General features: G+C 39.7%; 20 protein-coding genes and 1 tRNA gene. 3 read left to right on the top strand and 18 right to left on the bottom strand.

Annotation, left to right across the window (positions count from 1 at the left end; all coding sequences use genetic code 11):
• Positions 1 to 12: 12 nt before the first annotated feature.
• Both IEX29_RS06735 and IEX29_RS06730 read right to left on the bottom strand, forming a co-directional pair.
• Positions 13 to 1710: an ABC-ATPase domain-containing protein gene (locus IEX29_RS06735; RefSeq protein ID WP_188733696.1), complete on the bottom strand. Its 1698-nt coding sequence runs from the start codon at positions 1708 to 1710 to the stop codon at positions 13 to 15.
• A gap of 194 nt (positions 1711 to 1904) precedes the next feature.
• Positions 1905 to 1978, bottom strand: a tRNA-Gly gene (locus IEX29_RS06730).
• A gap of 412 nt (positions 1979 to 2390) precedes the next feature.
• On the opposite strand from IEX29_RS06730, the gene IEX29_RS06725 reads away from it, so the two are divergent.
• From IEX29_RS06725 to IEX29_RS06715, 3 genes are all read left to right on the top strand, one after another.
• Positions 2391 to 2621, top strand: a complete 231-nt coding sequence (locus IEX29_RS06725; protein ID WP_188733695.1) for a hypothetical protein — start codon at positions 2391 to 2393, stop codon at positions 2619 to 2621.
• Between the two features lie 522 nt (positions 2622 to 3143).
• The gene (dat, locus tag IEX29_RS06720; protein WP_188733694.1) at positions 3144 to 4016 is read left to right on the top strand and encodes a D-amino-acid transaminase; all 873 of its coding nucleotides are present in this window, start codon (positions 3144 to 3146) and stop codon (positions 4014 to 4016) included.
• A 165-nt stretch (positions 4017 to 4181) separates the two neighbouring features.
• The gene (locus tag IEX29_RS06715) at positions 4182 to 6188 is read left to right on the top strand and encodes a S9 family peptidase (RefSeq protein WP_188733693.1); all 2007 of its coding nucleotides are present in this window, start codon (positions 4182 to 4184) and stop codon (positions 6186 to 6188) included.
• Positions 6189 to 6273: 85 nt separating this feature from the next.
• On the opposite strand, the gene carB is transcribed toward IEX29_RS06715, so the two are convergent.
• From carB to IEX29_RS06635, 16 genes are all read right to left on the bottom strand, one after another.
• Positions 6274 to 9501 carry a carbamoyl-phosphate synthase (glutamine-hydrolyzing) large subunit gene (carB, locus tag IEX29_RS06710; protein ID WP_188733692.1) on the bottom strand — a complete coding sequence of 1076 codons (3228 nt, stop codon included), beginning with the start codon at positions 9499 to 9501 and terminating at the stop codon, positions 6274 to 6276.
• A gap of 3 nt (positions 9502 to 9504) precedes the next feature.
• Complete coding sequence (locus IEX29_RS06705) at positions 9505 to 10698, bottom strand: aspartate aminotransferase family protein (protein ID WP_188733691.1); 1194 nt, start codon at positions 10696 to 10698, stop codon at positions 9505 to 9507.
• Positions 10691 to 11491, bottom strand: a complete 801-nt coding sequence (gene argB / locus IEX29_RS06700; protein ID WP_188733690.1) for an acetylglutamate kinase — start codon at positions 11489 to 11491, stop codon at positions 10691 to 10693. The genes IEX29_RS06705 and argB overlap by 8 nt, the downstream gene beginning before the upstream one ends.
• Positions 11492 to 11500: 9 nt before the next feature.
• The gene (argJ, locus tag IEX29_RS06695; protein WP_188733689.1) at positions 11501 to 12721 is read right to left on the bottom strand and encodes a bifunctional ornithine acetyltransferase/N-acetylglutamate synthase; all 1221 of its coding nucleotides are present in this window, start codon (positions 12719 to 12721) and stop codon (positions 11501 to 11503) included.
• A 15-nt stretch (positions 12722 to 12736) separates the two neighbouring features.
• Positions 12737 to 13774 (bottom strand): N-acetyl-gamma-glutamyl-phosphate reductase, encoded by a 1038-nt coding sequence (gene argC / locus IEX29_RS06690; protein ID WP_188733688.1) that lies wholly within the window; start codon positions 13772 to 13774, stop codon positions 12737 to 12739.
• A gap of 201 nt (positions 13775 to 13975) precedes the next feature.
• Positions 13976 to 14827 carry an AraC family transcriptional regulator gene (locus tag IEX29_RS06685; RefSeq protein WP_188733687.1) on the bottom strand — a complete coding sequence of 284 codons (852 nt, stop codon included), beginning with the start codon at positions 14825 to 14827 and terminating at the stop codon, positions 13976 to 13978.
• A gap of 115 nt (positions 14828 to 14942) precedes the next feature.
• Positions 14943 to 15908 carry an alpha/beta hydrolase gene (locus IEX29_RS06680; RefSeq protein ID WP_188733686.1) on the bottom strand — a complete coding sequence of 322 codons (966 nt, stop codon included), beginning with the start codon at positions 15906 to 15908 and terminating at the stop codon, positions 14943 to 14945.
• A 604-nt stretch (positions 15909 to 16512) separates the two neighbouring features.
• Positions 16513 to 17625 (bottom strand): ABC transporter permease, encoded by a 1113-nt coding sequence (locus tag IEX29_RS06675; RefSeq protein ID WP_188733685.1) that lies wholly within the window; start codon positions 17623 to 17625, stop codon positions 16513 to 16515.
• Positions 17622 to 18878, bottom strand: coding sequence for an ABC transporter permease (locus IEX29_RS06670; protein ID WP_188733684.1), 1257 nt, complete (start codon positions 18876 to 18878; stop codon positions 17622 to 17624). Before IEX29_RS06670 ends, IEX29_RS06675 begins: the two co-directional genes overlap by 4 nt.
• A gap of 14 nt (positions 18879 to 18892) precedes the next feature.
• The gene (locus IEX29_RS06665; RefSeq protein ID WP_188733683.1) at positions 18893 to 19825 is read right to left on the bottom strand and encodes an ABC transporter ATP-binding protein; all 933 of its coding nucleotides are present in this window, start codon (positions 19823 to 19825) and stop codon (positions 18893 to 18895) included.
• A gap of 230 nt (positions 19826 to 20055) precedes the next feature.
• Positions 20056 to 20895, bottom strand: a complete 840-nt coding sequence (locus tag IEX29_RS06660; RefSeq protein ID WP_188733682.1) for a cytochrome c oxidase assembly protein — start codon at positions 20893 to 20895, stop codon at positions 20056 to 20058.
• Between the two features lie 278 nt (positions 20896 to 21173).
• Positions 21174 to 21812: a response regulator transcription factor gene (locus IEX29_RS06655; protein WP_188733681.1), complete on the bottom strand. Its 639-nt coding sequence runs from the start codon at positions 21810 to 21812 to the stop codon at positions 21174 to 21176.
• A gap of 26 nt (positions 21813 to 21838) precedes the next feature.
• Complete coding sequence (locus IEX29_RS06650) at positions 21839 to 22912, bottom strand: sensor histidine kinase (RefSeq protein WP_188733680.1); 1074 nt, start codon at positions 22910 to 22912, stop codon at positions 21839 to 21841.
• Positions 22912 to 23442 carry a DNA-deoxyinosine glycosylase gene (locus tag IEX29_RS06645; RefSeq protein WP_188733679.1) on the bottom strand — a complete coding sequence of 177 codons (531 nt, stop codon included), beginning with the start codon at positions 23440 to 23442 and terminating at the stop codon, positions 22912 to 22914. The genes IEX29_RS06650 and IEX29_RS06645 overlap by 1 nt, the downstream gene beginning before the upstream one ends.
• A 65-nt stretch (positions 23443 to 23507) precedes the next feature.
• Positions 23508 to 24068, bottom strand: a complete 561-nt coding sequence (locus IEX29_RS06640) for a maltose acetyltransferase domain-containing protein (protein WP_188733678.1) — start codon at positions 24066 to 24068, stop codon at positions 23508 to 23510.
• Positions 24068 to 24466, bottom strand: a complete 399-nt coding sequence (locus IEX29_RS06635) for a hypothetical protein (RefSeq protein WP_188733677.1) — start codon at positions 24464 to 24466, stop codon at positions 24068 to 24070. Before IEX29_RS06635 ends, IEX29_RS06640 begins: the two co-directional genes overlap by 1 nt.
• Positions 24467 to 24532 lie beyond the last annotated feature (66 nt).

Here is a 24532-nt window from a genome sequence, read left to right as displayed (position 1 = left end):
GAGTGCAATGGCTCATCTCACCAGAAACTTTCCTGTACGCATCCGGTTTAATACAGCTGCAATTTCATTCTTTCTTGGCCTTGCCAGATCTCCGGGATGCTTTCCATTGCTTTTAGTCAACTTCGCCAGCCCCTGATCCATTTTATCATCTATATGCTGTATTAATCCTTCAAACGAAGAAAAATTCTGCTCTTTATTCCGATTAAGATACTGAATGATTTCTGCAATCATTCTTGTTTGTGAGGCATCCACCAGCTGCTCTGTATAAGCAAAAGAGATTGGTTCTTTCCCAAACAAAATTTGAAATTGGCCTTTTGCCTGGATTTTGAATCTTCTATCTGTCTGTTCAGGAAACGTTGAAGCCAATAACTGCCGATTCTTCAGGATCGTGAAATCTGCCGGTTCCACATTACTATGCGCAATAGGATCTTCCTTTATAATTTCCTTCGCTCTTGATGTCACATTCTTTGGCTTATATTCCTCCATCAGAATAACTGTTTCCGCTACGGCAAAATAATCTCCGGACCCGCCGGTTACTAAGATCACTGATTTATCTGCTTCCTCCACCAGCTGTCTGATACGATGTATAAAAGGTGTTATCGGTTCACTTTTATGATCAATCAGTTTTTGCATACGGCTATCACGGATCATAAAATTTGTTGCACTTGTATCTTCATCTATAAGCAGTGTTTCTGCACCGATTTCCAGTGCCTCCATTACATTTGCGGCCTGTGACGTACTTCCGCTTGCATTCGTTGTGGAAAAGGAAGTAGTCCCTTTCCCATGAGGGAGATTAGAAATAAAAGGAGAGATATTTACTGACGATATTTCTCTTCCATCTTCTGCTCTAATTTTAACAGCACTCGGGTCTGTACAGATAAATTCCCGTCCATCCCCTTCGCAGTGAGGGTAAACGCCTCGTTCAACCGCCTGCAGCAGGGTGCTTTTTCCATGATAACCGCCGCCAGTGATTAATGTAACTCCCTTTTTCACCGGCATTCCTTTTACTATTTTACCATGAGGGAGCTCTAATTCCACCTCGTCTTCCTCGGGGCTTTTAAAGGCTACCGCTCCCTCAGCCGGTAAATCACTTACACCACTTTTTCTTGGTAAAATGGAGCCATTGGCAATAAAACTCACCCAATTATTTTCTTTCAGTGCTTTCCATATTGCTTCTTGTTGATCGGCGAGCTGAACAGATTTTTCAATGTTTTTATCCAAAATCTGAAAGACTGAGCTCTCTAATAAAGCGGGAATAACCTGATTGAATAATTTTACTGCTTCTTTGCCATTAATCGAACGTCCATTAGCAGGTAAGCCTACCGATAAGCAAACAGTTATTTCCTTCTCTGTAACACTTACAGCTGTCCGGTCTAATATTTCCTGTCCTGGCCCGTCAAAAGCAATCAAGCCGCTTTTACCAGAACCCTTGATAAAATATTTATTATGATTGACTGCTTTGCCAATCACTCTTGCAAAAGCATCCTCCACTGCAATCCGTCTAACTTTCGGTTTCAGCCATTCCGCTGCCACATGACGTTCCTTTTCAGGAATCACTGCTCTTATTTTCGAAGGACCGGCAAATGGATCTCCCTGTACATAGTCAATATGGAGCGTATAACGCGGGTACGTATAACTTCCTGCAATTTGCTTGTATGCTTTGTAACTTTTCCGGTCAATTTGTAATAAACTATTTTTAAGATGATTCATAATAGCTCCTCCTATCTGTTTTGGTATCTTTACTTCATTCTCTTTTATAGACAGGTTACTATGTTTTAAAGAAGTTAAACAAATATTTTATTAAGAAATATCCGCATTTATGCAATCTTATATATATTCTGGTACAAAATAAAAACGCAACACTTCGTAGACTAAGTACGAAACACTGCGTTATCACATATGTATGGAGCGGGTGAAGGGAATCGAACCCTCATCATCAGCTTGGAAGGCTGAGGTTTTACCACTAAACTACACCCGCATGATTTTCATTCGTTTTTTCAACGATAAAATTTATTATAGCAACGTATTCGATAAAAATCAACAATAAATTTAATTTTTTTCATAAAAAATTAATCACTCAACTTTCGCACCAGAGAATAAGCATCTATACCTTCCTATTCCAGAATGAACATGTTCTTCATTATCCTGCTTGCATTTTTTTAAATCATCTTTTTATTGAAATGAAGATTGTGTATAGCACCGCTCCGACCAACCACTACGCTTTCCATGAGGACGGCTTCAGCTAACTTGAAAAGAAAACCGCTTTTCAAGTGGATCTTCAGCTCGCCCTGTTCCCATAGGAGTCTTCGTGGTTGGTCTGCGCTCAGTTAGGTTTTCACAGCGTATGAAAGAAATCATATCCTGATGGAGTTGGATGAAATAATTGCTTTTTGCTTGTTGAAAAGATCATTTTAGCGTTTCAAATGGTTGATTTGGCAATTGAAGTGATGATACAGCCATGGATAGTAAATATCGGGAATAACTTTTATACACAGAAAATAATCGTGACAGGACATTTTATATGGACCATGAAAAATATGTTCTTTACCGGTCTAATTTCTACTGGCTCAGTTGTATTAAACAGTATAGGGCCCCATTCTAGCGAAGGCGGACCGTTTTGACTCCTGAAAGAAAAGCGGAAAGCGTCGTTTAAAAACGTAACAACTGGACCGAAGCAACTGAGATAAAGGAATCACCGTGAGTTTACGAACGGATGATGACTTATCGTAGGGCGCTGTCGGGAAGTTGTCTAGTTTTTGACGCTTGTAGCTGGACAGGGATTAGCACCATCTGAAGATCCACTTTTGCCAAGTGTTCTTCTTGGCAAAAGTTAGCTGAAGAGCGTGCCCCTAGGAAAGCAAAACGGTCCGCCGCAGCGGCAGCCTCACACATTACCTTCTTTCTAGCTAGAGTTTTTGCTTTAACAAGAGATAGATGGAAGAAACGATCAACACCTGTCTCTATGATAAGTAAGTTTTTTAGGTGCGAAAGTTGTGATATTTAGAAATCATGATAAAACAATAATAATTTGAAATACCGCTGAATACACTTCTAAAATGCTGAAGTTTATCTTGTTATCTATTTACAATCATCTGGTCGCGTAATAAACTATTATTATGCTTCACGGAGAGGAGAATTTTAAAATGTCAGTATATTCAACTATTCTTACCCAATCAGAGTTTGTTGATAAGGATAGTCTCAGCTACCCATTTGAAGAAAGAGGATTACAGTTTGGTGATGGAATTTATGAGGTGATTCGTATTTATAAAGGAGAATACTATCTCCTGACAGAACATGTCGATCGCCTGTACCGTTCTGCCGAGGCCATCAAAATTAAGATCCCTTATAATAAAGAAAAAATGACTGATCTATTACATCAATTAATGAAAAAAAATAATATGGAAAATGACGGAAAAGTATATATGCAGATCACACGTGGCTCAGCTCCACGAGATCATATCTTCCCACAAGAAGTCACACCTAATATCTATGCCTACCTCCAGGACTTACCGAGAAATGAAAAGATTTTGGAAAATGGTGTGAAGACTATTTCTCAACGTGATGTCCGTTGGGAAAACTGTTACATCAAAAGTCTAAATCTGCTGCCGAATGTTCTGGCTAAACAGACAGCAAAAGAAAATAATTGCTATGAAGCTATCCTGCATCGTGATGGCGTTGTAACAGAATGCAGCTCTTCCAATATCTACTTAGTAAAAGATGGAAAAGTATATACACATCCGGCTACCAATAATATCTTACATGGTTGTGTACGGATGGCAGTGGAACGCTTCTTAAAAGAAGAAAATATTCCGCTGATTGAAGAAGCCTTTCATATTGAAGATATTCAGCATGCTGATGAGATGTTTTTATCCAGCAGTACTTCAGAAGTCTTGCCTGTCATTCAGCTTGATAATGTCGTCATTGGAAACGGAGAGCCTGGTGAAATTACCCGTACACTGCAAAAAGCATATGAACAGGATGCTAAAATTACTGATAAATTAATTACAAACCTTTAATTAGAAACAGCCGTCTTTTTTCAAGGCGGTTGTTTTTGTATTAAAATATGCTTTATGGTAAACCACTCGCATAAAGCTTAATATTATTGATTCGCAAATCGAAATAGTTTAAACTGAAATACAGATAGAGTGCAACACATTTTTTTAAAATTCAGGAGGGGTATTATGACGGCATCGACAAAGAAAAGAGCGATTACCGCAACCGATTTTCAGAATATTAAGGTTCTTAGTGAGCCGCAATTTATTTCAGAAGACAAGTATAGTTATGTCACCACATTTGTTAATGAAGATAAAGAATATGAATCACAGGTTTATGTACATAACCTTAGCGATGATTCACATAAACAATGGACTTCAGGAAGTCATCGAAATCATACATTTTGCGTTTCTCCAAACAAGGAAAAAGCCTTCTTCCTTTCCAATCGCAGCGGTGCTTCTCAAATTTGGCTGACAGATATGGATGGCGGGGAAGCTAAACAAATTACTACATTTCCAAATGGCGCCTTCTCGCCTGTCTGGTCAGAGGATGGAAGGTCTATTTTATTCTGTTCCTACCTTGAAAAAGATGATGATATTTCTGCCTTAAAAGAATTAAGTAAAGAAGAAAAACAGGCAAAGCAAAAAGAAGCGCAGACGAAGCCGCTGGTTGTGGACCGCCTAAGATATAAATCAGATGCCCGGGGGTTTCATGATAATTCCAAAGTTCAAATTATCCAATATGATTTAATAACAGATGCATTTTATCAGCTGACATACAAAGAAGCTGATCATTACTTGGTAGATGTTGCTCCTGACAACAAATCACTTATCTTTGCTGCTAATTTGGAGGAAGATGCCGATTCTTCACTGGTTTCTGATCTGTATTTACTTGAATTGCAATCAAAGGAAATAACTAAATTAACTGACAGTAAAGGAAGCTATCACGGTGCAGCTTTCTCCAGAGACAGTAAAAAAATTGTTGCTTACGGACACGAATTTGAATACGCAGGTGCTACATTGACAAAGCTGATTATATACGACGAAGAGAGTAAGGAAAGAACTCTCCTGTCCAGAGATTGGAGTATCCAGCCGGGAGATACAATGGTCGGAGATACGCGTCTTGGCAGCTCGGAAGCTGGTCCTGTCTGGTCTGAAAACAACGAATACATTTACTTTGTTGGATCAGATAATGGAGCCGTTTCTTTATATGAAACAGATTTAGAAGGCAATTTAAAAACACTTTATAGTGACAATAGTCACTTGTTCGGCTTCTCCTATAACCCGGATACAAAAAGCTTTATATTAGGAATCAGCCATCCAACAGATCCTTGTAATTTTTATAAACTATCAGCAGATGGTAAGTTGAAGCAGCTGACAGATGTAAATAAAACATTTGTCAGTGAAATAGCTTTAAGCAGCCCGGAGGAGATTACTTTTACTTCAAGTGACGGTTTAGAAATACAGGGCTGGCTGCTTCGTCCATACGGTTTCCAGGAAGGTAAAAAATATCCTTTTGTATTGGAGGTTCACGGCGGCCCGCATGCTATGTATGGACAAACCTTCTTCCATGAACTGCAGCTTCTGGCAGCTAAAGGATATGTTGTACTTTATACAAATCCCCGCGGCAGCCATGGTTATGGACAGGAGTTTGTCAATGGTGTGCGTGAGAACTATGGTAAAGGAGATTACCGTGACCTGATGGAGGCTGTTGATTATTGTCTGGAGCAGTATTCCTTTATTGATGAAAACCGCCTAGGTGTGACCGGAGGCAGCTATGGCGGGTTTATGACAAACTGGATTGTCGGCCACACAAACCGCTTTAAAGCAGCTGTTACACAAAGATCTATTTCCAATTGGTTAAGCTTCTATGGCGTAAGTGATATTGGCTTCTTCTTTACGAAATGGGAGCATGGCGTGAACTTAATGGAGGACCCGACAGAGCTCTGGGATATATCTCCGCTGAAATACGCAGAAAACGTGGAAACACCACTGCTTATTCTGCATGGTGAAAAGGACTATCGCTGTCCGGTTGAGCAGGGCGAACAATTATTTATCACCTTAAAACATTTAAACAAGGAAGTCGAATTCGTACGCTTCCCGAATGCTAACCATGAATTGAGCAGAAGCGGTAATCCTACGCTTCGGGTAGCCCGTTTAGAAAATATATGCCGCTGGTTTGAAAAATATCTGTAAAAATAATGAACCAAAAAATAGAGGCGACAGCTCCTGTCAGCCTCTATTTTTATGGTTTTTGGATATAATACTTTTTTCCGTTTATTTACGAGGTAACACTATCAACTTTATCCATTGTTTTCAAATATTCTTGTAAAGATTGAATATCCTCCTGCTTCAAATGCTGGTATTTCCATACAAGCTTTGCTGTTTCCAGGCTGGTGAAGTAAGGTATATTCAATTGAATGCAAAGCTCTCTAAGCTGAAACCCGAATCGCTCTTTATCTCTTCCGATGCTTGGAATATTAATCACATATCCCGGTGGATCCTGTAAAAACAGCTTTTTGAGATCGGTTATTTCACGACCCGCTTTTATAGAAGAAATTTGTTTTGTCTCCAGATAAGCACTTGTTCCCTGTGTAGCAATGATTTCTGTTTTTCCGGCAATATCATGAATAAACGGGATGCTTTCTTCCTTATGGTGATCACTAATGGACACAAACCATTTTTTTGTGTTATTCAATTTTTGCTGTGAAGGGATGACCGCTTTTCTAATTGCCTTTTCCAACGTAACGTCCATTCCGATTGCTTCGCCAGTTGATTTCATTTCCGGCCCTAAAATATGATCGACGCCTTTTAGTTTATTTTTAGAAAAGACAGGTGCTTTGACTGTATAATAATCCGGCTCTTTATAAGCTGTAAATTCCTTCATAAAGCTCTGCAGAGACTCTCCTAACTGTGCGTTTACTGCTAAAGCGACCAGCGGGATGCCTGTTACCTTGCTTACTACCGGCACAGTACGGGAAGATCTTGGGTTTACTTCCAGGACATATACCTCTTCCTGATAAATGACAAACTGGATATTCATCATTCCGACAATCGGCAGCTCCGTAGCAATTTTTTTCGAAATCTGATAAATTTGTTCTTTTTGCTGATTGGTTAATGTGATCGACGGGAACACGCTCGTGCTGTCGCCCGAATGAACCCCTGCTTTTTCAATATGCTCGAAAATCCCTGGAATAATTACATTTTCCCCATCACTCACTACATCTACTTCACATTCTAATCCCGGCAGATATGAATCCATCAATAAGGGCCAGCACTGGTCATAGGTATCTACCTGCACTCTCTCTACATTGCTGATTAACTCCTCTTTGTTGTAACAGACAAACATTGACTGGCCGCCAATAACATAGGAAGGACGGATTAAAACAGGATAACCGAGCTGATAAGCTGCCGCCTTTGCCTGTTCAGCATCATGCACAATTTCTCCATGAATATGTGCAATATTTAATTGCTCTAAAAAAGCATAGAATTGTTCCCTGTCTTCCATTTTGTCCATATTCTCAGGTGTTGTTCCTAATATAGAAACACCTGCTTCTTTTAACTGCTCCATTAAATTAATGGCCGTCTGTCCGCCAAACTGGATAAGAACTCCTTGAATCTGCTCTATTTCCATCACATGTAATACATCTTCAAGAGTCAACGGTTCAAAATAGAGACGATCTGCTACCGTATAGTCCGTGCTGACCGTTTCCGGATTATTATTGATCATTACCGCTTCATAGCCGGCTTTCTGCAGAGCCTGGACAGCATGAACAGAGCAATAATCAAATTCAACTCCCTGCCCGATACGGATAGGCCCGGAACCGATAACAAGTACTTTCTTCTTATGAGATACTTGATGTACTTGATTAAAACCTGACCAGGTGGAATAAAAATAAGTGGAATTTTCACCTGAAGTGCCTGGGCATGTATCGACAAAACGATAATTAGGTGAAAGTCCATGTTTCTTATAGAATTGGCGTAAAACAGCCGGCTGAATATCAAATAACTGGGCCAGTCGTACATCACTGATATTATATTGTTTTGCCTGTAATATTAATTCCTCTGTTACATCCTTCCACCCTATTGTGGATAAATCTTTTTCCAGCTCTATTATAGCTGCAATCTTCTCTAAGAAATAAGGCTGGATTAAAGTCAGTTCAGACACTCTGGCAACAGAAATCTGGCGCCAGAAAGCCTCTGCGATTGCAAAGAGACGTAAATCATTCGGTTCTTCAAGCAACGCCATTAATTCTTCCTCCGACTTTCCCGCAAAAGCCGGCCAGTGCATGGACTGAACATTCATTTCCAAAGAGCGGACCGCTTTATTTAACGCTCCCTCGAAGGTTTTATCCAAAGACATAACCTCACCAGTTGCTTTCATTTGTGTTCCCAGGCTGCGATCTGCTTCTGAGAACTTGTCAAATGGGAAACGCGGAATTTTCACAACCGTATAATCTAAATCAGGTGTAAAATGAAGATAGGTTGCTCCGCTGACTGGATCTACTAATTCATCCAGATGATAGCCAACCGCACATTTCGCAGCTACTCTTGCAATAGGATAGCCTGTTGCTTTAGATGCTAATGCAGAAGAACGGCTGACACGGGGATTTACCTCGATGATACAGTATTCATTCGTTTCCGGATGCAGGGCAAATTGAATATTACAGCCGCCTACTACTTCCAGTGCACGGATAATTTTTATAGATGCGTCACGCAGCATTTTGCTTTGTTCTGCCGTTAATGTCTGAGCCGGAGCAACAACGATTGAATCGCCGGTATGCACCCCAACCGGATCAACATTTTCCATATCACAAATAATTTGACAGGCATCACTTTCATCACGCATTACTTCATATTCAATCTCTTTCCAGCCTTTAATACTGCGTTCTACAAGCACCTGGTGTATCGGACTTAAGTGGAGGCCTTTTGCTATAAGTTCACAGAATTCCTCCCTGTTATTCGCAAATCCCCCGCCTTCCCCGCCTAATGTATAGGCTGGACGGAGAATAACCGGGTAACCAATTTGCTCAGCGAAAGACAGGCCATCCTCTATATTCGTCACAATTTGCGATTCAGAAATAGGCTCCTGGATGGCAATCATTAAATCTCTGAACCTTTCTCTGTCTTCTCCTTTTTGGATAGAGGCAATAGATGTTCCCAGTAATTCCACATTATATTTTTTCAAAATTCCTTTATCATAAAGCTCCATGGATAAATTTAATCCTGTCTGCCCACCCAAAGTTCCAATTAAACCATCCGGTTTTTCCTTTTCAATAATTTTTTCGACCACCTCTGCTTCTAACGGCTCTAAGTAGACCTGGTCTGTGATAGTTTCATCTGTCATAATAGTCGCGGGATTGTTATTGATAAGAACTACTTCCAGTCCCTCTTCTTTTAATGCAAGACAAGCCTGTGTTCCTGCATAATCAAACTCTGCTGCCTGACCGATAACAATTGGCCCCGAACCTAAAACAAGCACTTTCTTAATTCCTGGATGTATAGGCATATATTATTCTCCCTTCTCCTCTAAATCTGCTGCAATAGCCGTTATCACTCCGATAAAAGTGAATAACTCTTCTTTCTCTGTTGTTAATGGAGGTAAAATACGCACAACATTCTCCCCTGCTGTTAAAACAAGAACCTGTTTTTCTCTTAATTTTTCAACCCAGACACCGGCTTTATTTTTAACTTCCAATCCAATTAAAAATCCTTTTCCTCTAACCGCTTTAATGAGTGAATTAGTTTCTGCCAGCTTCGTCAGCGCTTCTGTTAACAGCAGGCATTTCTCCTGTAAACCTGCCAAAAATTCAGCATCTGTAATTTGCTCCAATGTAGCCAGCCCGGCTGTTGCTGCCAAAGGATTTCCGCCAAAGGTACTGCCATGCGTTCCGGGAGAAAAACTTTCTGCCGCTTTGTTTTTTGCTAATAATGCTCCAATAGGAAAACCAGAGCCTAAGCCTTTAGCCAAAGTAATTGCATCTGGTTCTATTTCATATTGCTCGTATGCGAAAAGAGATCCGGTTCTGCCGATTCCGGTTTGGATTTCATCAACCATAAACAAAATATCAGCTTCCTTGCAATACGCATGTAGAGCTTTTACCCACTGGACATCTGCCGGATGAACCCCGCCTTCCCCCTGCACAAGCTCCAATAAAACACCTGCTGTCGTATCGGTGTCTATTTGCTCAATTGCTTCCTGCTGGTTAAACGGTAAATAAGTAAACCCGGGCGTTAATGGGGTAAAGCCGTTATGAATTTTCGTTTGTGCAGTTGCAGCCATTGCTGAACCAGTTCTCCCATGAAAGGAATTTGAAAAAGTAACGATTTCTGTTCTTTCCGGTTTCTGTTGGTCTTTGGCATACTTTTTAGCTAATTTGATAGCTGCTTCATTTGCTTCCGCACCACTGTTACAAAAGAATGCCTGGTCCAGGCAGCTTAGGGAAGCTAATTTTTCAGCTAATGCCTCCTGCTGGGGAATCTGGTATAAATTAGAAACATGCCATAAATTCTCTAATTGCTCTGACAATTTTGCCTGCACATAATCCGGCACATGCCCCAGACTGCATGTAGCAATTCCAGATGTATAATCAAGATATTTCACACCCTGATCATCCCACAAATAGCTTCCCTTACCCTTTAAAACAGTAATTGGCAGGCGTTGATAGTTTTTCATTAATGCTGATGTTGTCATTGTACTAGACATGTTCTGCAATCTCCTTTTCTCTTAAAATAGTTCCTACCTTTTCGCCATCTAAATATTTCAAAATATTATCAGGCTCCAAGCCGTTTAAAATCACAGATTCCTCTACGCCGCCCTTTAAACTCGCCAGTGCCGAACGTACTTTGGGAATCATACCGCCATAAATTACTCCGGAAGCTATCATTGCTTCCACATCATTCTTTGTTAAATGATGGTGTATAATTTCTTTTTGGTTGATTGTTTCCATTACTCCGGGTATATTGCTGATCAGGATAAGCTTACAGCCTAATGCTTCTGCTACAGCTCCTGCTGCTGTATCGCCATTGATATTCAAACGGATTTCCCCTTCACCTGCTGCAATCGGCGAAATTACTGGAATGCCTCCTTCTTTCAATATCATGTCAATCCAGCTTGTTTCCACTTTCGTAATTTCACCGACTAATCCCAGCTTTCCATTATGAATAGGTTTGGCTTGCAGCAATCTTCCGTCTACGCCGCTTAATCCAATTGCTTTTCCATTCTGTCCCTGAAATAAACCGACAATCCGCTTATTGATTGTTCCGCTCATAACCATTTGTGCTACTTCCAATACTTCTTCTGTAGTAACCCGAAGCCCGTCAACAAAAGTACTTTCAATATTCATTTGCTTTAATGCCTGATTAATTTCCGGTCCGCCGCCATGAACGATTACAGGATCACAAATTCCTTTTTCTTTCAAATCAATGAGCAGCTGATAAAAGGATTTTGGCAGCTCCTGTAAAATGCTTCCGCCTATTTTAAATACTGCTTTTTTCATTAAAACACCTCATGTCCGATAGGATGCATTGATTTTCACGTAATCATAGGTTAAATCACAGCCCCATGCTGTAGCTTTTTCTGAACCATCCTTTAAGCAGATAAAAAGCTGAACCGTATCCTTGACCAGCTCTTCCACACAGTTTGGTTCATGGAAGGATAATAATTGACCGTCCTCAATAATACGTTCAGAACCAATTGCAATGGATAGACTGTTTTTATCAAATGGTACACCACTTGCACCAAGCGCACTGACAATTCTCCCCCAATTGGCGTCTTCTCCGTAAATCGCTGTTTTCACTAAACTGGAAGCAATAACAGCCTTAGCCATCTGCGTAGCCTGTTCCTCAGTCGCAGCGCCTTCAACCGTGACCTCCACAAGCTTCGTTGCCCCTTCTCCATCCTTGGCAATCATTTTGGCAAGCTCCCGGCTGACAAATTGCCATGCCTCCATAAATCTATTCCATTCTGGATGATCCTGATCAAGAGTGTTATTATTCTGCATTCCGTTGGCTAATATCAGCACCATATCATTCGTGCTGCAGTCACCATCCACGGTAATACGATTAAATGTCTGATTAGTAGATTGCTTTAACCCTTGCTGGAGACTGTCTCCTTCTACTTTTGCATCTGTTGTAATAAAGGAAAGCATTGTCGCCATATTCGGATGAATCATACCGGAGCCTTTGGCAGCACCTGCAATCGTTATCGGCTTTCCATCTATTTCAACCTCTACCGCTATATGCTTGGTTTTCGTATCTGTTGTTAAAATAGCATGCTCAAAAGCATCCGCATCTTTATTTTCATCAATCCGCGCTATTGCTCCTTTTATCAAATCCATCGGCAGCATCTCGCCAATGACACCAGTTGACGCTACAGCCACCAAGGAAGGATCAACTCCTATTTTTTCTGCAGCCAGCTGCTGCATTTGAACAGCATCCTGATAGCCTTGTTCTCCAGTATAGGAATTGGCATTCGCTGAATTCACAATAATTGTCTGCAGCTGATCAGATTGCTTTAATACTTCCTGTGTAATCTGAAGCGGAGCAGCCTGAAACGCATTCTGTGTATAAACACCTGCAGCAGTTGCCGGCACTTCCGAATAAATCCAGCCAAAATCAAGCTTTGATTTGCGCAGTCCGGCATGAACACCTCCTGCTGTAAACCCCTTCGGCTGATCGATATGTGCGTTTTCTATAATCTTAAATGGCTTTAATAAAGTCTTTTCCATTTATTCTCCTCCTATTTACGGAAATACCGGTATAAATTCCAGCCCCATCGTCTCATCCCAGCCGTTCATAATATTGGCATTTTGGATTGCCTGGCCTGCAGCTCCCTTTACTAAATTGTCAATCGCAGATACAACCACTAGGCTATTTGTCCTCTCATCCACGTATGCCCCAATATCACAAAAATTGCTGCCTGATACACCCTTCGTTGTCGGGAAAATTCCCTCCCGCAAAATCCGGACAAAGGATTTTGCCTGATAAAATTCCTGCAAATAATTTAAAATAGAAGCTGTTGTTTCCTGATTTTTCATATCTGCATATATCGTACACATCAGACCTCTTGTCATTGGAATTAAATGTGTTGTAAATGATACTTTCAAGTCTTTTTTGGCAAACTTGGAAGCATAACGTTCTATTTCCGGAATATGCTGATGCTGCCCGATTTTATAGGGAATAACATTTTCATTTGTTGTAGAGAAATGCGTTTTTTCACTCAGACCTTTTCCCGCTCCGGAGATTCCTGTTTTTGCATCAATACGGATTCCTTCCGTCAGAATCTTATTCCCGTCGATAAGGGGAATAAGTGCTGACAAAGCTGCGGTCGGAAAACAGCCGGGGTTAGAAATAATAGACGCTGTTTTTATATCCTCTGTAAAAATATCACTGAGTCCAAACACCGCTTTTTCCAAGACATCAGCCGGGGCAGGCTCTTTTCCGTACCATTCACTGTATTCCTCCCCTGTCAGCCGAAAGTCTCCGGATAAATCAATGCACTGGACGGAAGTGTCCTGGAAAGAAGGAATAATATTTTTAGCGACACCGGCTGGTGTTGCTAAGAATAAAATATCAATCTCTTTTTCCAGCTCCTCTAAATCTAGTGATTCCATTTTTTTAGTAATAATTCCCGATAAATGCGGATAAGTAGACGATAAATGCTCTCCCGCCTGTGATTGCGAGATAATTTTAGTAAGCTGGATTTCTTTATGTGATTGGAGGAGTCTTATAAGTTCAATTGCCCCGTAACCGGTTCCTCCAATAATTGCTGCTTTTTTCAATAATCTTCTCTCCCTTATCTGAAAAATTAATTATTAATCATTATAAATTTTTATGTATGTTTATGCAAGTAATTTTATAAATATTAATTAAATTTCTTTAAATAACCCATTTTCATGTATAAAAAATGTATAAAAAAAGACAATGATCAACTTTTGCTGCGATCAATGTCTTTCTCGTTTCGTTTTGAAATGGATGTTATTTTATTTAACCGGGATCCAGATTTCTGAATAATAATTCTCTTCAGAGGCATCACCATCCGAATACACTTCTAATTCTGGTGTACCTGCATGCTCATAATTGCTGGATGGAAACCATTCTGAAAATATTTGCTGCCACACTTTTTGAATAGCATCTGGCATCGCACCATGAACTTCAAATATCGCCCACTTAGATGCTGGAATCTCAGTGGCTTCGAATCTATCAGGTGTTTCATTCTGATAAGCTGTTCCAATCCAATAATCAATGGATTTATCACTTTTATCATCACAGACGCCAATAACTCCTTTTACCGGTCCATTATTCAGTCTGCCTAATAATTCATCTGTACCATCAGCGTGTGCCTGCTGCCACATTTCAGAAATTCCGGTCAGATTTTGTTCATTCACTAATGAAAATTCTTTTCTCACTCCAATCACCTGAAATGCCTCATGGTCAACAATCTTGTAATTCATAGGATTCTCCCCTTTTAAATTCACCTGAATAACCAGGCGATTATAAGATGTAAAGTTTCCTGAATGCTTCCGTGCTTCTGTCGGTGTAATTCCATGCTGTTTACGAAATGCCTTCGAGAAAGCTTCCGGGGTTTCATAACCGTATTTGTGGGCAATATCAATTACCTTTTTATCAGATTTCCTTAACTCATTGGCAGCTAAGGTCAGCCGTCGCCGCCGGATATACTCCGCAACAGTGATACCCGTCATCACATTAAATGTTCTCTGAAAATGAAATACTGAAAAATTTGCCTGCTTTGCAATTTCTTTGATAGATAGTTCCTCCAGCATTTTTTCTTCCATATAGTTCAAAGCTGATTGTATTGATTTCACCCACATCAAGTGACTCACCCCTTAATAACATCTTAGCAAGACCGCTTGAAGAAATCCTGTTCTTCCATGCTCACCTTTGACAGATTTCACATGATTGTACAGGCAGCCATCTGTCGCATTTTCGCTAGTCTTCCTTTACAAAACGCTCTAAAAATTCATCCAAAGTTTTCTTATATAATTTTTCGTCTTTTACAAAGGATTCTCCATGACTTGCATCATCCACAAGTAAAAGCTCTTTCTCACTTTTGGTGTTTTCATAGAGCTCTTCTGTCATTTCTGTCGGCACAAAGACATCCTTTTTTCCATGAATAAATAAAATCGGCACTTTTGCCTTTGCGACCTGATCCAGTGCAGAGGCTTCCTTTAAACCATAACCGGCCCGTATCTGTGTTACCAGACTGGTAGACGGAATGAATGGAAATGACGGCAGATGGAACATCCGGTCAAGGTGATAAGCGAACAGGTCATTTGCATCTGTATAAGAAGCATCTGCTACAATTGCTTTCACATTAGCAGGAAGCTCTTCTCCACTCGCCATTAATACAGTAGATCCTCCCATAGAAACCCCGTGAAGTACAATTTCCGCATCATCACCAACCCGGTCGATAACCTGATCAATCCAGTTGATTAAGTCCAGACGGTCATGCCAGCCAAAGCCGATATAATCCCCTTCACTTTCCCCGTGACCGCGCATGTCTGCAGTAAAAACGTTATATCCTAAATCCTCATAATAATGTTGCCCATATAAAGACATATCTTTTCCACGTCCTAAGTAGCCATGAGCGAAAATAACTACTTTATTGGTCGGCTGTTTTGCCTCCAGGTAATATCCCTGCAAATCAAGTCCGTCAAAGGAAGTCTGATGCCATGTTTCAAACGGCTGTTCATCCGACCAGTCACGCCAATCTCCTTCCAATAATATATCCAAAGTCTCTGCCTCAACCTCTAAATCAGTATTTCCGTTCAAAAAATCCTTTACGTTACGCTCAACGGCGAGATTATAAAAGAAAACGGCAGCTGCAAAATTTATAATAAGGAGTATGACAACTACCCCTAAAATAATCCAAATCCATTTTTTCTTTTTCTTCACACTCTGACCCTCTCTTCTATCATTCTATTTATTTATTATACAAGAAATTTCCTTATGTATATAATCCAAGTTATGGGAGATACCATAGAACCCTCTTATTATTTGCTTTCATAAAAAAAAACAAGAAAATCACTTGGTCTTTAAAATACTGGTGTTCTGGCCAAGGAGATGTCCGCTCCGGGAAGTCGCTTTCCGCGGGCAACGCCTCAGCCTCCTCGAAAGAAGACCACTTTCTGCGGGGTCTTCACCTGTTGCTTTTCCCGCAGGAGTCGACTTCCCTCCGCTCCCATCTTTGAAGAAATATGTTTTATTTACTTTTTTACAAAGAAATAAAGCTAATTTTAGCGACGGTTTTCGTTGTCGCAACACCGAACTGACATACGTCCTGTATGCCTCCGCAGGAAAAAAGTACTCTTCTTTTTTTGAGGAGATGAGCTCGGGGCCCACGGAAAGCGTAGTGTATTTCTGGAGCCTAAGATTACTCACCCCATGAAACCCGTTGCAGCGGCTAATTTCAGCATTTTTATATACTTTCTTATTCTTTAACAAACAAAATAAACGTACAATACCTCGCATATCGCAAAGTTTTGTACGTTTATTTCTTTTATTCAATATGACGTTTTTCCATTAAGTGGATTCCCAGTCCGCTAAATAAAACAGACATCAACGTTAAAACACTCATCGGCAGAAGAAGATCCGTAAAGGAGTATCCATATACTGCCACTCCCTGGATGATATCCAAACCATATTTGATTGGATTTACGTTTGCTAAGAACAGCAGGACAGGGTTGCTGACAATTTCCAAGGGCCAAAATGCACCGCCGATCATTGCTAAACTTACTGCTGTTATAGTAATTACTGCATTAAACTGCTGCACATTTTTTACTAATGCTGTAATCAAAATAGAGAGTGAAACAATAGTTAAAGCATATGGAATAAGCATCAGCAGAATTTCAATAAGCCGGTCATTAAAGGTGATTCCCCGCCAGAAATAAAACACGCTGAAAATAATTAATATTTGCAGATATCCTTCTATAAAACTGGATAATAAATTAGCCGCATACATTTCTGATTTCCTAATCGGGGATAATATCATCCGGTCCCATAAGCCCATCCGCTTCTCTGTTAAAATTTTCACCACACCGTAAGCAATGGTATAAATAGCGAAGAATATTGCAAATCCACCAATACGCTGCACACTTTCATCATATTTCCACGATTCCTCTCCTGAGAAGCTTTGTACGGATAAATCGAATGTACCTTCAGTTAATGCTTCCTGATAAGAGGAGATAACTTGATCTGCATTCATGCCTTTATTCTCTGCGCTCTCCCGAATTAATGTCTCTTGGGTTTCTGCTGTATATACTTCTTGAACTGCCTGTTGAATAAGTCCTGCGTTCGGAGACTCCACCCCTACTAAAATATCAAAATGTTTTTCTGATAATTTGACACCAGTATCTACTTTTCCTTCTTTTAACTCCTGCTCTAATTTTTCTTTATCTACCATATAAAAATGAAAGGCATCCTGCTCCTTCAGAGAATTCTCATAAGCATCGGCTCCCTCTTCAACATATACAGGTACAGGAAGACCATCACTCCCGCCTCCAGTTGCTGAAGAAGTTGCCCAGGCAAATAGAATAGAAATGCCAGTAAAAAGCAGAAAAGAAAATGGATTGCGGATAAATTCACGAATCCGCGCTAACAGTATTCCTTTCATCGTGCAGCCCCCCTTTTCGGAAAGCTCATAGCTGCCACAACAATCATCACGGCACCAAAACCGAGCATATAAATAATATAATTTAGAACATCCTCTATGCCGCTTCCCCGGAGTAATTGAATATAGGCACTTAATCCAGAACCATTCGGCGTCAGGTCACCTATCAGTTTTACAGTATCTGATGCTTCTCCAATCGGAAAAAAGCTTCCTCCAATAAATGCAAAGATGGAGGTTACTACACTAGTGAAAAATCCGACAATCGTGTCTGACTGTAAGCGATAGCTGATAGCCGTTAATAAAACGGAAATTCCGCTTGCGGCTACAGCGTAGGCCAGAGTGATAATAAGAAACGCCAAAATATTATCAAAGGTTACTTGGAATACAAAATAAGAGAAACAGAAAAGAATTATTAATTGTATAAAAGCGACGATCATACTTGAAATCAGCACTCCAAAGAAATAATGCCATCTTGATATATTTGCGACCAGGATACGGTCAAACACCTGATCCTGCCTTTCTCTTGTAGCAAAGAAAGCAATTGTCGATGCAACATATAATCCCAAATACACAGCCATCCCGGCAGTATAATAATCACTGGAGGAAACGGGATTCATTTGTTCCATTTGTACTTGCTCTCCCGTGTTTGCTGCTGCCAGCATTTCATTCATGTCGACATCTAATTCATTCTGCTGCAGAAAATCCTGAGTAGTCAGCTCCTTGTCAAATTGCTCCAAAATTTGTGAGAGCACTGCAGAATAAATCCCATCCTCCTGATTGACATGTACAGTTAATTGCGGTTTTTCTCTACCTTGGCCTGACAGAAATTGAAGCATATCATACGTAAAGTTTTCCGGAACCTCAATTAAACCAGAATAAGAATCATCTGCGAGCACATCAGACTTTTCATCTTCCTGTATGACTTCCAAATCAATCATTTCCTGCAAGTCTGACCCCTGAAATACATCATTTTTAAGCATTGTAATCATATGCGGGTCTGCATTCTTTTCCATAACTTCTGCAGAGACACCGCTTTCTTTCGTCTCATTCATAAATCGGTCAACCTGCTCTGTTTCATTTTGATGCTCCAGCCAAGCTACTTTTAATTCTATCGTTGGGCTTCCTTCTTGCATAAAATCAGCTAATGCCATACTTAAAATTAAAATTAAAATAATAGGCAGACCCAAAAGATAAAAGATTTGGGTCGGATTACGCCACAGCAGGAGCAATTGTTTTTTCACTAATTGAAATAACATACAAATCCTCCCCTCTAATCGCGCAATGCTCTTCCAGTTAAGTGCAAGAATACATCCTCTAACGTCGGAGACTTAACATGCAATGAGCGTAAATCAATATGATGTTTTTCAGTCATCGAAATAATATCTGAAAACAGGTTGATCTCCTTTGGTGCAATTAACGTAATCTCTTTTTCCTCCACATGGACATTGCTGATATATTCATGCTCCTTTAATTGCGTAATAAATGTATCATTCCAACGGTTAGCTTGAATGGAAATCGTATTTTCTGACGAAAGAATTTGTTTAATTTCTTCTTTTGTCCCGGAAGCAATTAAATTTCCACGATCCATAATATAAATACGGTCACACAGGTAATCTACTTCCTCCATATAATGACTTGTATAAACAACTGTCATTTGATTTTCCTGATTCAGCCGTTTTACCGTTTCTAAAATGTAGCTTCTAGATTGCGGATCAATTCCGACAGTCGGTTCATCCATAATTAGAATCTTCGGACTGTGAAGCATGGCTACTCCAATATTCAACCGTCTTTTCATTCCTCCTGAGAAAGATTCTACCAATGCTTTTCTCTTCTCAGTTAAACCAATCTGTTCTAATATTTCATTCACACGCTGCTTCAATTCTGCTCCCTTCAAATGATAAATCCTTCCAAAGAAAAGCAGATTTTCCTCCGCCGATAACTGCGGATAGAGTGCAATTTCCTGTGGAACAACACCGATGGCTTTTCGTAATGGAGACGGCTTTTTTATAACAGACTTTTTTAAAAAACGGACATCTCCCTGCGTCGGTTCAATCAATGTAGAAAGTATTGAAATAGCTGTTGACTTCCCGGCTCCATTCGGCCCGAGCAGACCGACAATTTCCCCCTGCTCAATAAACATATTTAATGACTTTACAGCTTCCACTTTTTTAAAACGTTTTGAAATATCAACTAATTCCAGCATGATTATTCCTCCCAGTGACAATCTATCTTTATTCTATAGTTTTATAAAGCAAACCAATACTATCCTCCGTCATAAATTACCCCGAAAAAAAGTGACTGAAGTCATTTCTTTTTTCTTCCTGCGATAAGCAATACCACTTTTTCTTATCACTCCATAAAAATACCCCTGAAAATTAGATTTCCACTCTAACTTTCAGGGGGCTGCCGGTTTCAAGCTGTGTTGTTTTATAACTAAATTACTTTTTCATTCTTAGTTTGCCGCTGTGCCCAAACCAATGTAATAACAGATACCAGTGCAATACTGAACAGAAAAATTAAAATTCCCATCTGCTGCTCATAAACCGGGTCGAACGGTAAAAAGCCTATATAGAATTCATCCGGCATCTGGAGATCAACTGGAATACAAACCTTTAATGATTCCAGAAATACAGCAGGATCATTGTAAGTTTGATAAATACCTTTGCTGGCTAACAATCCATAAAAGCAATAAGGAAGAAAAACAGAAATTTGTATCGCCATTGCATACCATCTGATACGATTATCCAGCCAATAATAGAAAAATGCAGACCAGAAATTTAATGCCGCTATAAAAAGACCCAGCATAAAGAAATGATTCCAATACAGCTCCAAACGGGCGATATCAAACATTAACGGCATATGATAGCTGTAAAAGAAGATAGTTAGTATTATAATTGCTGCTGCAGGTTTTCTTAGAAAATCAAGTGCTCTCCGAATCCGGCTGATTTTTTGGCTGATCCAGGATTTCGGTCTCCAGCCAATAACCAGCAGCGGTGCTGCAACAAACAGCAAACCGACAATTTGATACATATGCGCCTGGAGTGTCAGTCTGCCAATAATATTCAGTGGACTTCCTGCAGCCAAAAATAGAACAACCATACCCAGAAGGAAAGAGATTGTATGTATCGCCCTGACTTTCCCCTTGGAAGGAATCATAAAAAAATAACAAATAATAATAAATGCACAAAATAAGAAGATTCCGCCGTTCCACAGTGTAGAAAAATGAAATTCATCTAAAAATATTTCAATCATAAATCCTTCACCAAACTTCATTTAAGATTACTTCTACCTTGAACTACTCGTCAATTAAACAAGGGGTTCGAATTTCCGCCGACAACAATAGCCGACTCAACTTCATTCTCGTCAGCGCTTAAGGCAGGGACTAACTGTTGCAATGACACTCAGCATCAAAACCCTTGACCATCTTATCCGTTAATACAAACGGACTGATGATATCCGCTGCACCACCAAAGCTGATGTCCCATATTTCATTATAAAATATCTAACACTTGACTTCCGCAGAAAATCGTACAATTTCTTGACATTCTCTTTCAGGAAATGTCATGCGTTACTGCATAAATAGCAAGCTGCGTCCGATCTCTCTGACCTGTCTTTTGAAGAATAACAGAAATATGATTTTTAACAGTTCCTATGGATAGATAAAGCTCCGCGGCGATCTCTTTATTCGTTTTCCCCTGTCCAATTCGTTTCGTAATCGCTCTTTCTCTTTCCGTAAGATCAACATGAAGGGCAGCAGCAGCTTTTTTAGATTGCTTCAATAATCTCGGCATTACTTTTGCTGTTACTTCGTCATGAAGCACCACGCCACCATTCATCACGCTGTAAACAGCTTCAATAAGCTTTTTTCCGTCAGAGGTTTTCAATAAGAAACCGCTCGCTCCTTCATTAAGCGCTTCCAGTGCATACTCATCATCGTTAAAGGTAGTTAAGATTAGAATAGCTGTGTCAGGCCACTGATCTTTTATTTTTCTCGTCGCTTCAATTCCATTCATATCCGGCATACGGATATCCATAAAAATAACGTCAACCCGATGAGCTGCCATCTTCTCTATTGCCTCTAATCCATTACTTGCTTCACAGCTCACACGGATTTCGTTATCCTGTTCGAGAATCATACGCAATCCTTGCCGTACTATCTCCTGATCTTCTACAAGCATAACGTGAAACATCCCTTATCATCTCCTCTCACTGTGTGTTAACCGGGAATCCTGCCTGATAAAACAAATTTATCCGGCAATTGAATAATCTCTAATTTTCCATCTTGTTCTTCCATTCGGCTCCGCATATTTGTCAGCCCAAATCCCGGTTCAAAAGCCTTCACTTCATAAATTGCATTCGTTATTTCAAATTGAATTGCTCCATCTGCAGATTTGCTTAATGTTACATGGACCTCCCGGCTGTTTGCGTGGCGCATGGCATTGGTAATCCCCTCTTGAATAACTCTGTAAAGAAGGACACTTTTGATATTCGATATTGGTACAGACAATACTCCATTTTTCATCGTAAAATGCACATTCAAATGGCTTTCACTTTCTAACTTTCGAATCAGATAGACTACGGTTGCAATTCCTTCTGTTTCATCCACTTTTAATGCTTTTACAGCATCTCTGGTTTCCTGTAAGCTTCTATTCGCTAATTCCTTCATCTGCCCTAAATCCAAATCAGGATATTTTATAGACAGCATCTCTATCTGCATGATTAATGCAGTTAAATGATGTCCGACAGAATCATGTATATCTCTGGCAATACGTGTTCTTTCTTCTATCTTGGCATTTTCTTCTGCAGTGAGATGAAGCCGCTTCAGCTGCCGGTAGGAATCACTTAACTTATCATATAAATTTTTATAATATTGGTCTTTACTCCATTGTTTATGCAGAAGAAAGCTTAATACAAAAATAAAAATACTTCCCAGAAGCAGTGCATAGGAAATGGATGGAATAAATGAAAATAACAGACAGGTAACAACGGCCCCTGATAAAAGGATATAGTAAGCATTTGTATGTAGCTGCCTGGCGGCTAATAGCAAAAGGAACCATACTAAACCAGCGGAAAATAAAACATTTTCCGAGAAAAAGAATCCAGCACATAATATAATAAGAATATTTCCGAATAATAGATACAGCTGTTTTATACGGAACGACAGCAGGAAAAACAAAGCCAGACTCACGGCAAACAAAAAGAAATGAAAAGCGATGAACTTACTGCTGAATAGGATTAAACCGATCCATAATATTGAAAAAAGTACAAATTGCTGCCAGAATAGTTTCATTATATCTCCTCTTCATAAGACTTGATATCATCTAAGTAGTTTGTAATGACACGCCAGGATTCTATTTTCTCTTCAAACGTTTTATTGTACTTCCCTGGAACAGGGCTTGTGGAAGGGAGCTTGATAACATCGATTTCCTGCTGCAGCAGTGGAGTGATAAACTTCTTATACATTTGATAAGCCTTTGTTCCATTGCAGGCAATAAGCTGAATGGTTGGATATTCTTTTAAAAGACCGGCAATATCATTAGGCTCTTCTTCTTCAATGTACATATCCAGGCTCCCCTGCCGGTAACAGTACCCGATTGTATCCCATAATGCTATGTAATTTTTCTTGATCAGGTGTATTTTTTCAGCATACGTTTCGCACGGTTTCTCCTCTAAAATACGATACATGATTGACCAGAAATGGTTTCTGGGATTCCCATAATACTCCTGCTCCTCCAGCGATTTTATACTTGGCATGGAACCGACAATAAGAACTCTTGGCTTGTTGTCGATAACAGGTGCAAATGATTGAAGCTTATCCATGACGCTCCTCCTTACTACTCTTTGACAATAAAAGAATAAATCTGCTTTTTTTGAAAAACTGTTTTCTATAGTTCTACACTTTTAATAAACTTAGCCGGATTTCCTCCATAAATAACATTCGCAGGCACATCCTTGGTCACGACGGAACCGGAAGCAATGATCGTGTTATCACCAATTGTTACACCAGGATTAATGATTGCTCCGCCGCCAATCCATACATTATCACCTATAGTTACCGCTTTACCAAGTTCTATTCCAGAATTGCGTTCTTCAGGGTGAATAGGGTGGGTAGCTGTATAAATATGTACTCCCGGAGCAAGCATGCAATTATCACCAATACGAATCGGGCAAATATCCAGCATGACACAATTAAAATTTGCGTAAAAATTCTCTCCAACATGAATATTATAGCCATAATCACAGTGAAAATCAGGTTCAATAAAAAGTGATTCTCCTGTTGATCCAAATATTTCTTTCAGACAGCTGGTGCGCCTGACAGTGTCCTCCTCTGTAAGTCCATTATAATAACGCATCATTTTCCGGACATAGAGCCGATCTTTTACAAGCTCGTCATCTCCCGGATTATATAATTCTCCTGCCTGCATTTTCTCTTTTTCTATTGACATTAAATCTCCTCTTTCATCTTATTTTTATTTTGTTTCTGTTCGCGGTTTTTCCACCAGCGAATCACCCTTTTTACCTTACCGGAAATAAACGTATACAGTTTTTTATATTCAGGACCAAAAAAGATCCAAAAAAGGATATACAGATATCCTAATAAAAGAAAAACACCAATACTGCTTCTTCCTCTGGCCTGCTGCCATATATAAGCTATTTCATTCATACCCTCTGGACGATTAATACTATATAAAAAGCTCACAAGCGGCAATAAAAGAGATAAAATAATAGCTAAAACCGCCAATACTTCATAACGCCTTCTCACCCATTGAATGATACCAACCAGCAATGCTGCTAAAATGATAAGTCCATAGATAAATAGCGTACCGTTTGACAAATCAGTCATTCCTGCGCTACCTCCTTCATTATTAACAAAAAAAGATATACTTTGATTTTAGCTCAGGTTGCTCTC

The organism is Oceanobacillus neutriphilus, assembly GCF_014645515.1.
Classification (GTDB): domain Bacteria; phylum Bacillota; class Bacilli; order Bacillales; family Amphibacillaceae; genus Oceanobacillus; species Oceanobacillus neutriphilus.
The sequence above is the reverse complement of the archived record's forward strand: the minus strand, read 5'-3'. Positions and strand labels throughout refer to the sequence as shown.

Excerpts from the sequence above, each read along its gene's own strand:
- argJ (WP_188733689.1), bottom strand. The coding sequence starts at position 12,721 with ATGGAAAAGACTTTATTAAAGCCATTTAAGATTATAGAAAACGCACAT.
- carB (WP_188733692.1), bottom strand. The coding sequence starts at position 9,501 with ATGCCTATACATCCAGGAATTAAGAAAGTGCTTGTTTTAGGTTCGGGG.
- IEX29_RS06665 (WP_188733683.1), bottom strand. The coding sequence starts at position 19,825 with ATGCTGGAATTAGTTGATATTTCAAAACGTTTTAAAAAAGTGGAAGCT.
- IEX29_RS06645 (WP_188733679.1), bottom strand. The coding sequence starts at position 23,442 with ATGGATAAGCTTCAATCATTTGCACCTGTTATCGACAACAAGCCAAGA.
- IEX29_RS06640 (WP_188733678.1), bottom strand. The coding sequence starts at position 24,068 with ATGTCAATAGAAAAAGAGAAAATGCAGGCAGGAGAATTATATAATCCG.
- IEX29_RS06715 (WP_188733693.1), top strand. The coding sequence starts at position 4,182 with ATGACGGCATCGACAAAGAAAAGAGCGATTACCGCAACCGATTTTCAG.
- argB (WP_188733690.1), bottom strand. The coding sequence starts at position 11,491 with ATGAAAAAAGCAGTATTTAAAATAGGCGGAAGCATTTTACAGGAGCTG.
- IEX29_RS06660 (WP_188733682.1), bottom strand. The coding sequence starts at position 20,895 with ATGAAGTTTGGTGAAGGATTTATGATTGAAATATTTTTAGATGAATTT.
- IEX29_RS06675 (WP_188733685.1), bottom strand. The coding sequence starts at position 17,625 with ATGAAAGGAATACTGTTAGCGCGGATTCGTGAATTTATCCGCAATCCA.
- dat (WP_188733694.1), top strand. The coding sequence starts at position 3,144 with ATGTCAGTATATTCAACTATTCTTACCCAATCAGAGTTTGTTGATAAG.
- IEX29_RS06670 (WP_188733684.1), bottom strand. The coding sequence starts at position 18,878 with ATGTTATTTCAATTAGTGAAAAAACAATTGCTCCTGCTGTGGCGTAAT.
- IEX29_RS06635 (WP_188733677.1), bottom strand. The coding sequence starts at position 24,466 with ATGACTGATTTGTCAAACGGTACGCTATTTATCTATGGACTTATCATT.
- IEX29_RS06655 (WP_188733681.1), bottom strand. The coding sequence starts at position 21,812 with ATGTTTCACGTTATGCTTGTAGAAGATCAGGAGATAGTACGGCAAGGA.
- IEX29_RS06735 (WP_188733696.1), bottom strand. The coding sequence starts at position 1,710 with ATGAATCATCTTAAAAATAGTTTATTACAAATTGACCGGAAAAGTTAC.
- IEX29_RS06650 (WP_188733680.1), bottom strand. The coding sequence starts at position 22,912 with ATGAAACTATTCTGGCAGCAATTTGTACTTTTTTCAATATTATGGATC.
- IEX29_RS06705 (WP_188733691.1), bottom strand. The coding sequence starts at position 10,698 with ATGTCTAGTACAATGACAACATCAGCATTAATGAAAAACTATCAACGC.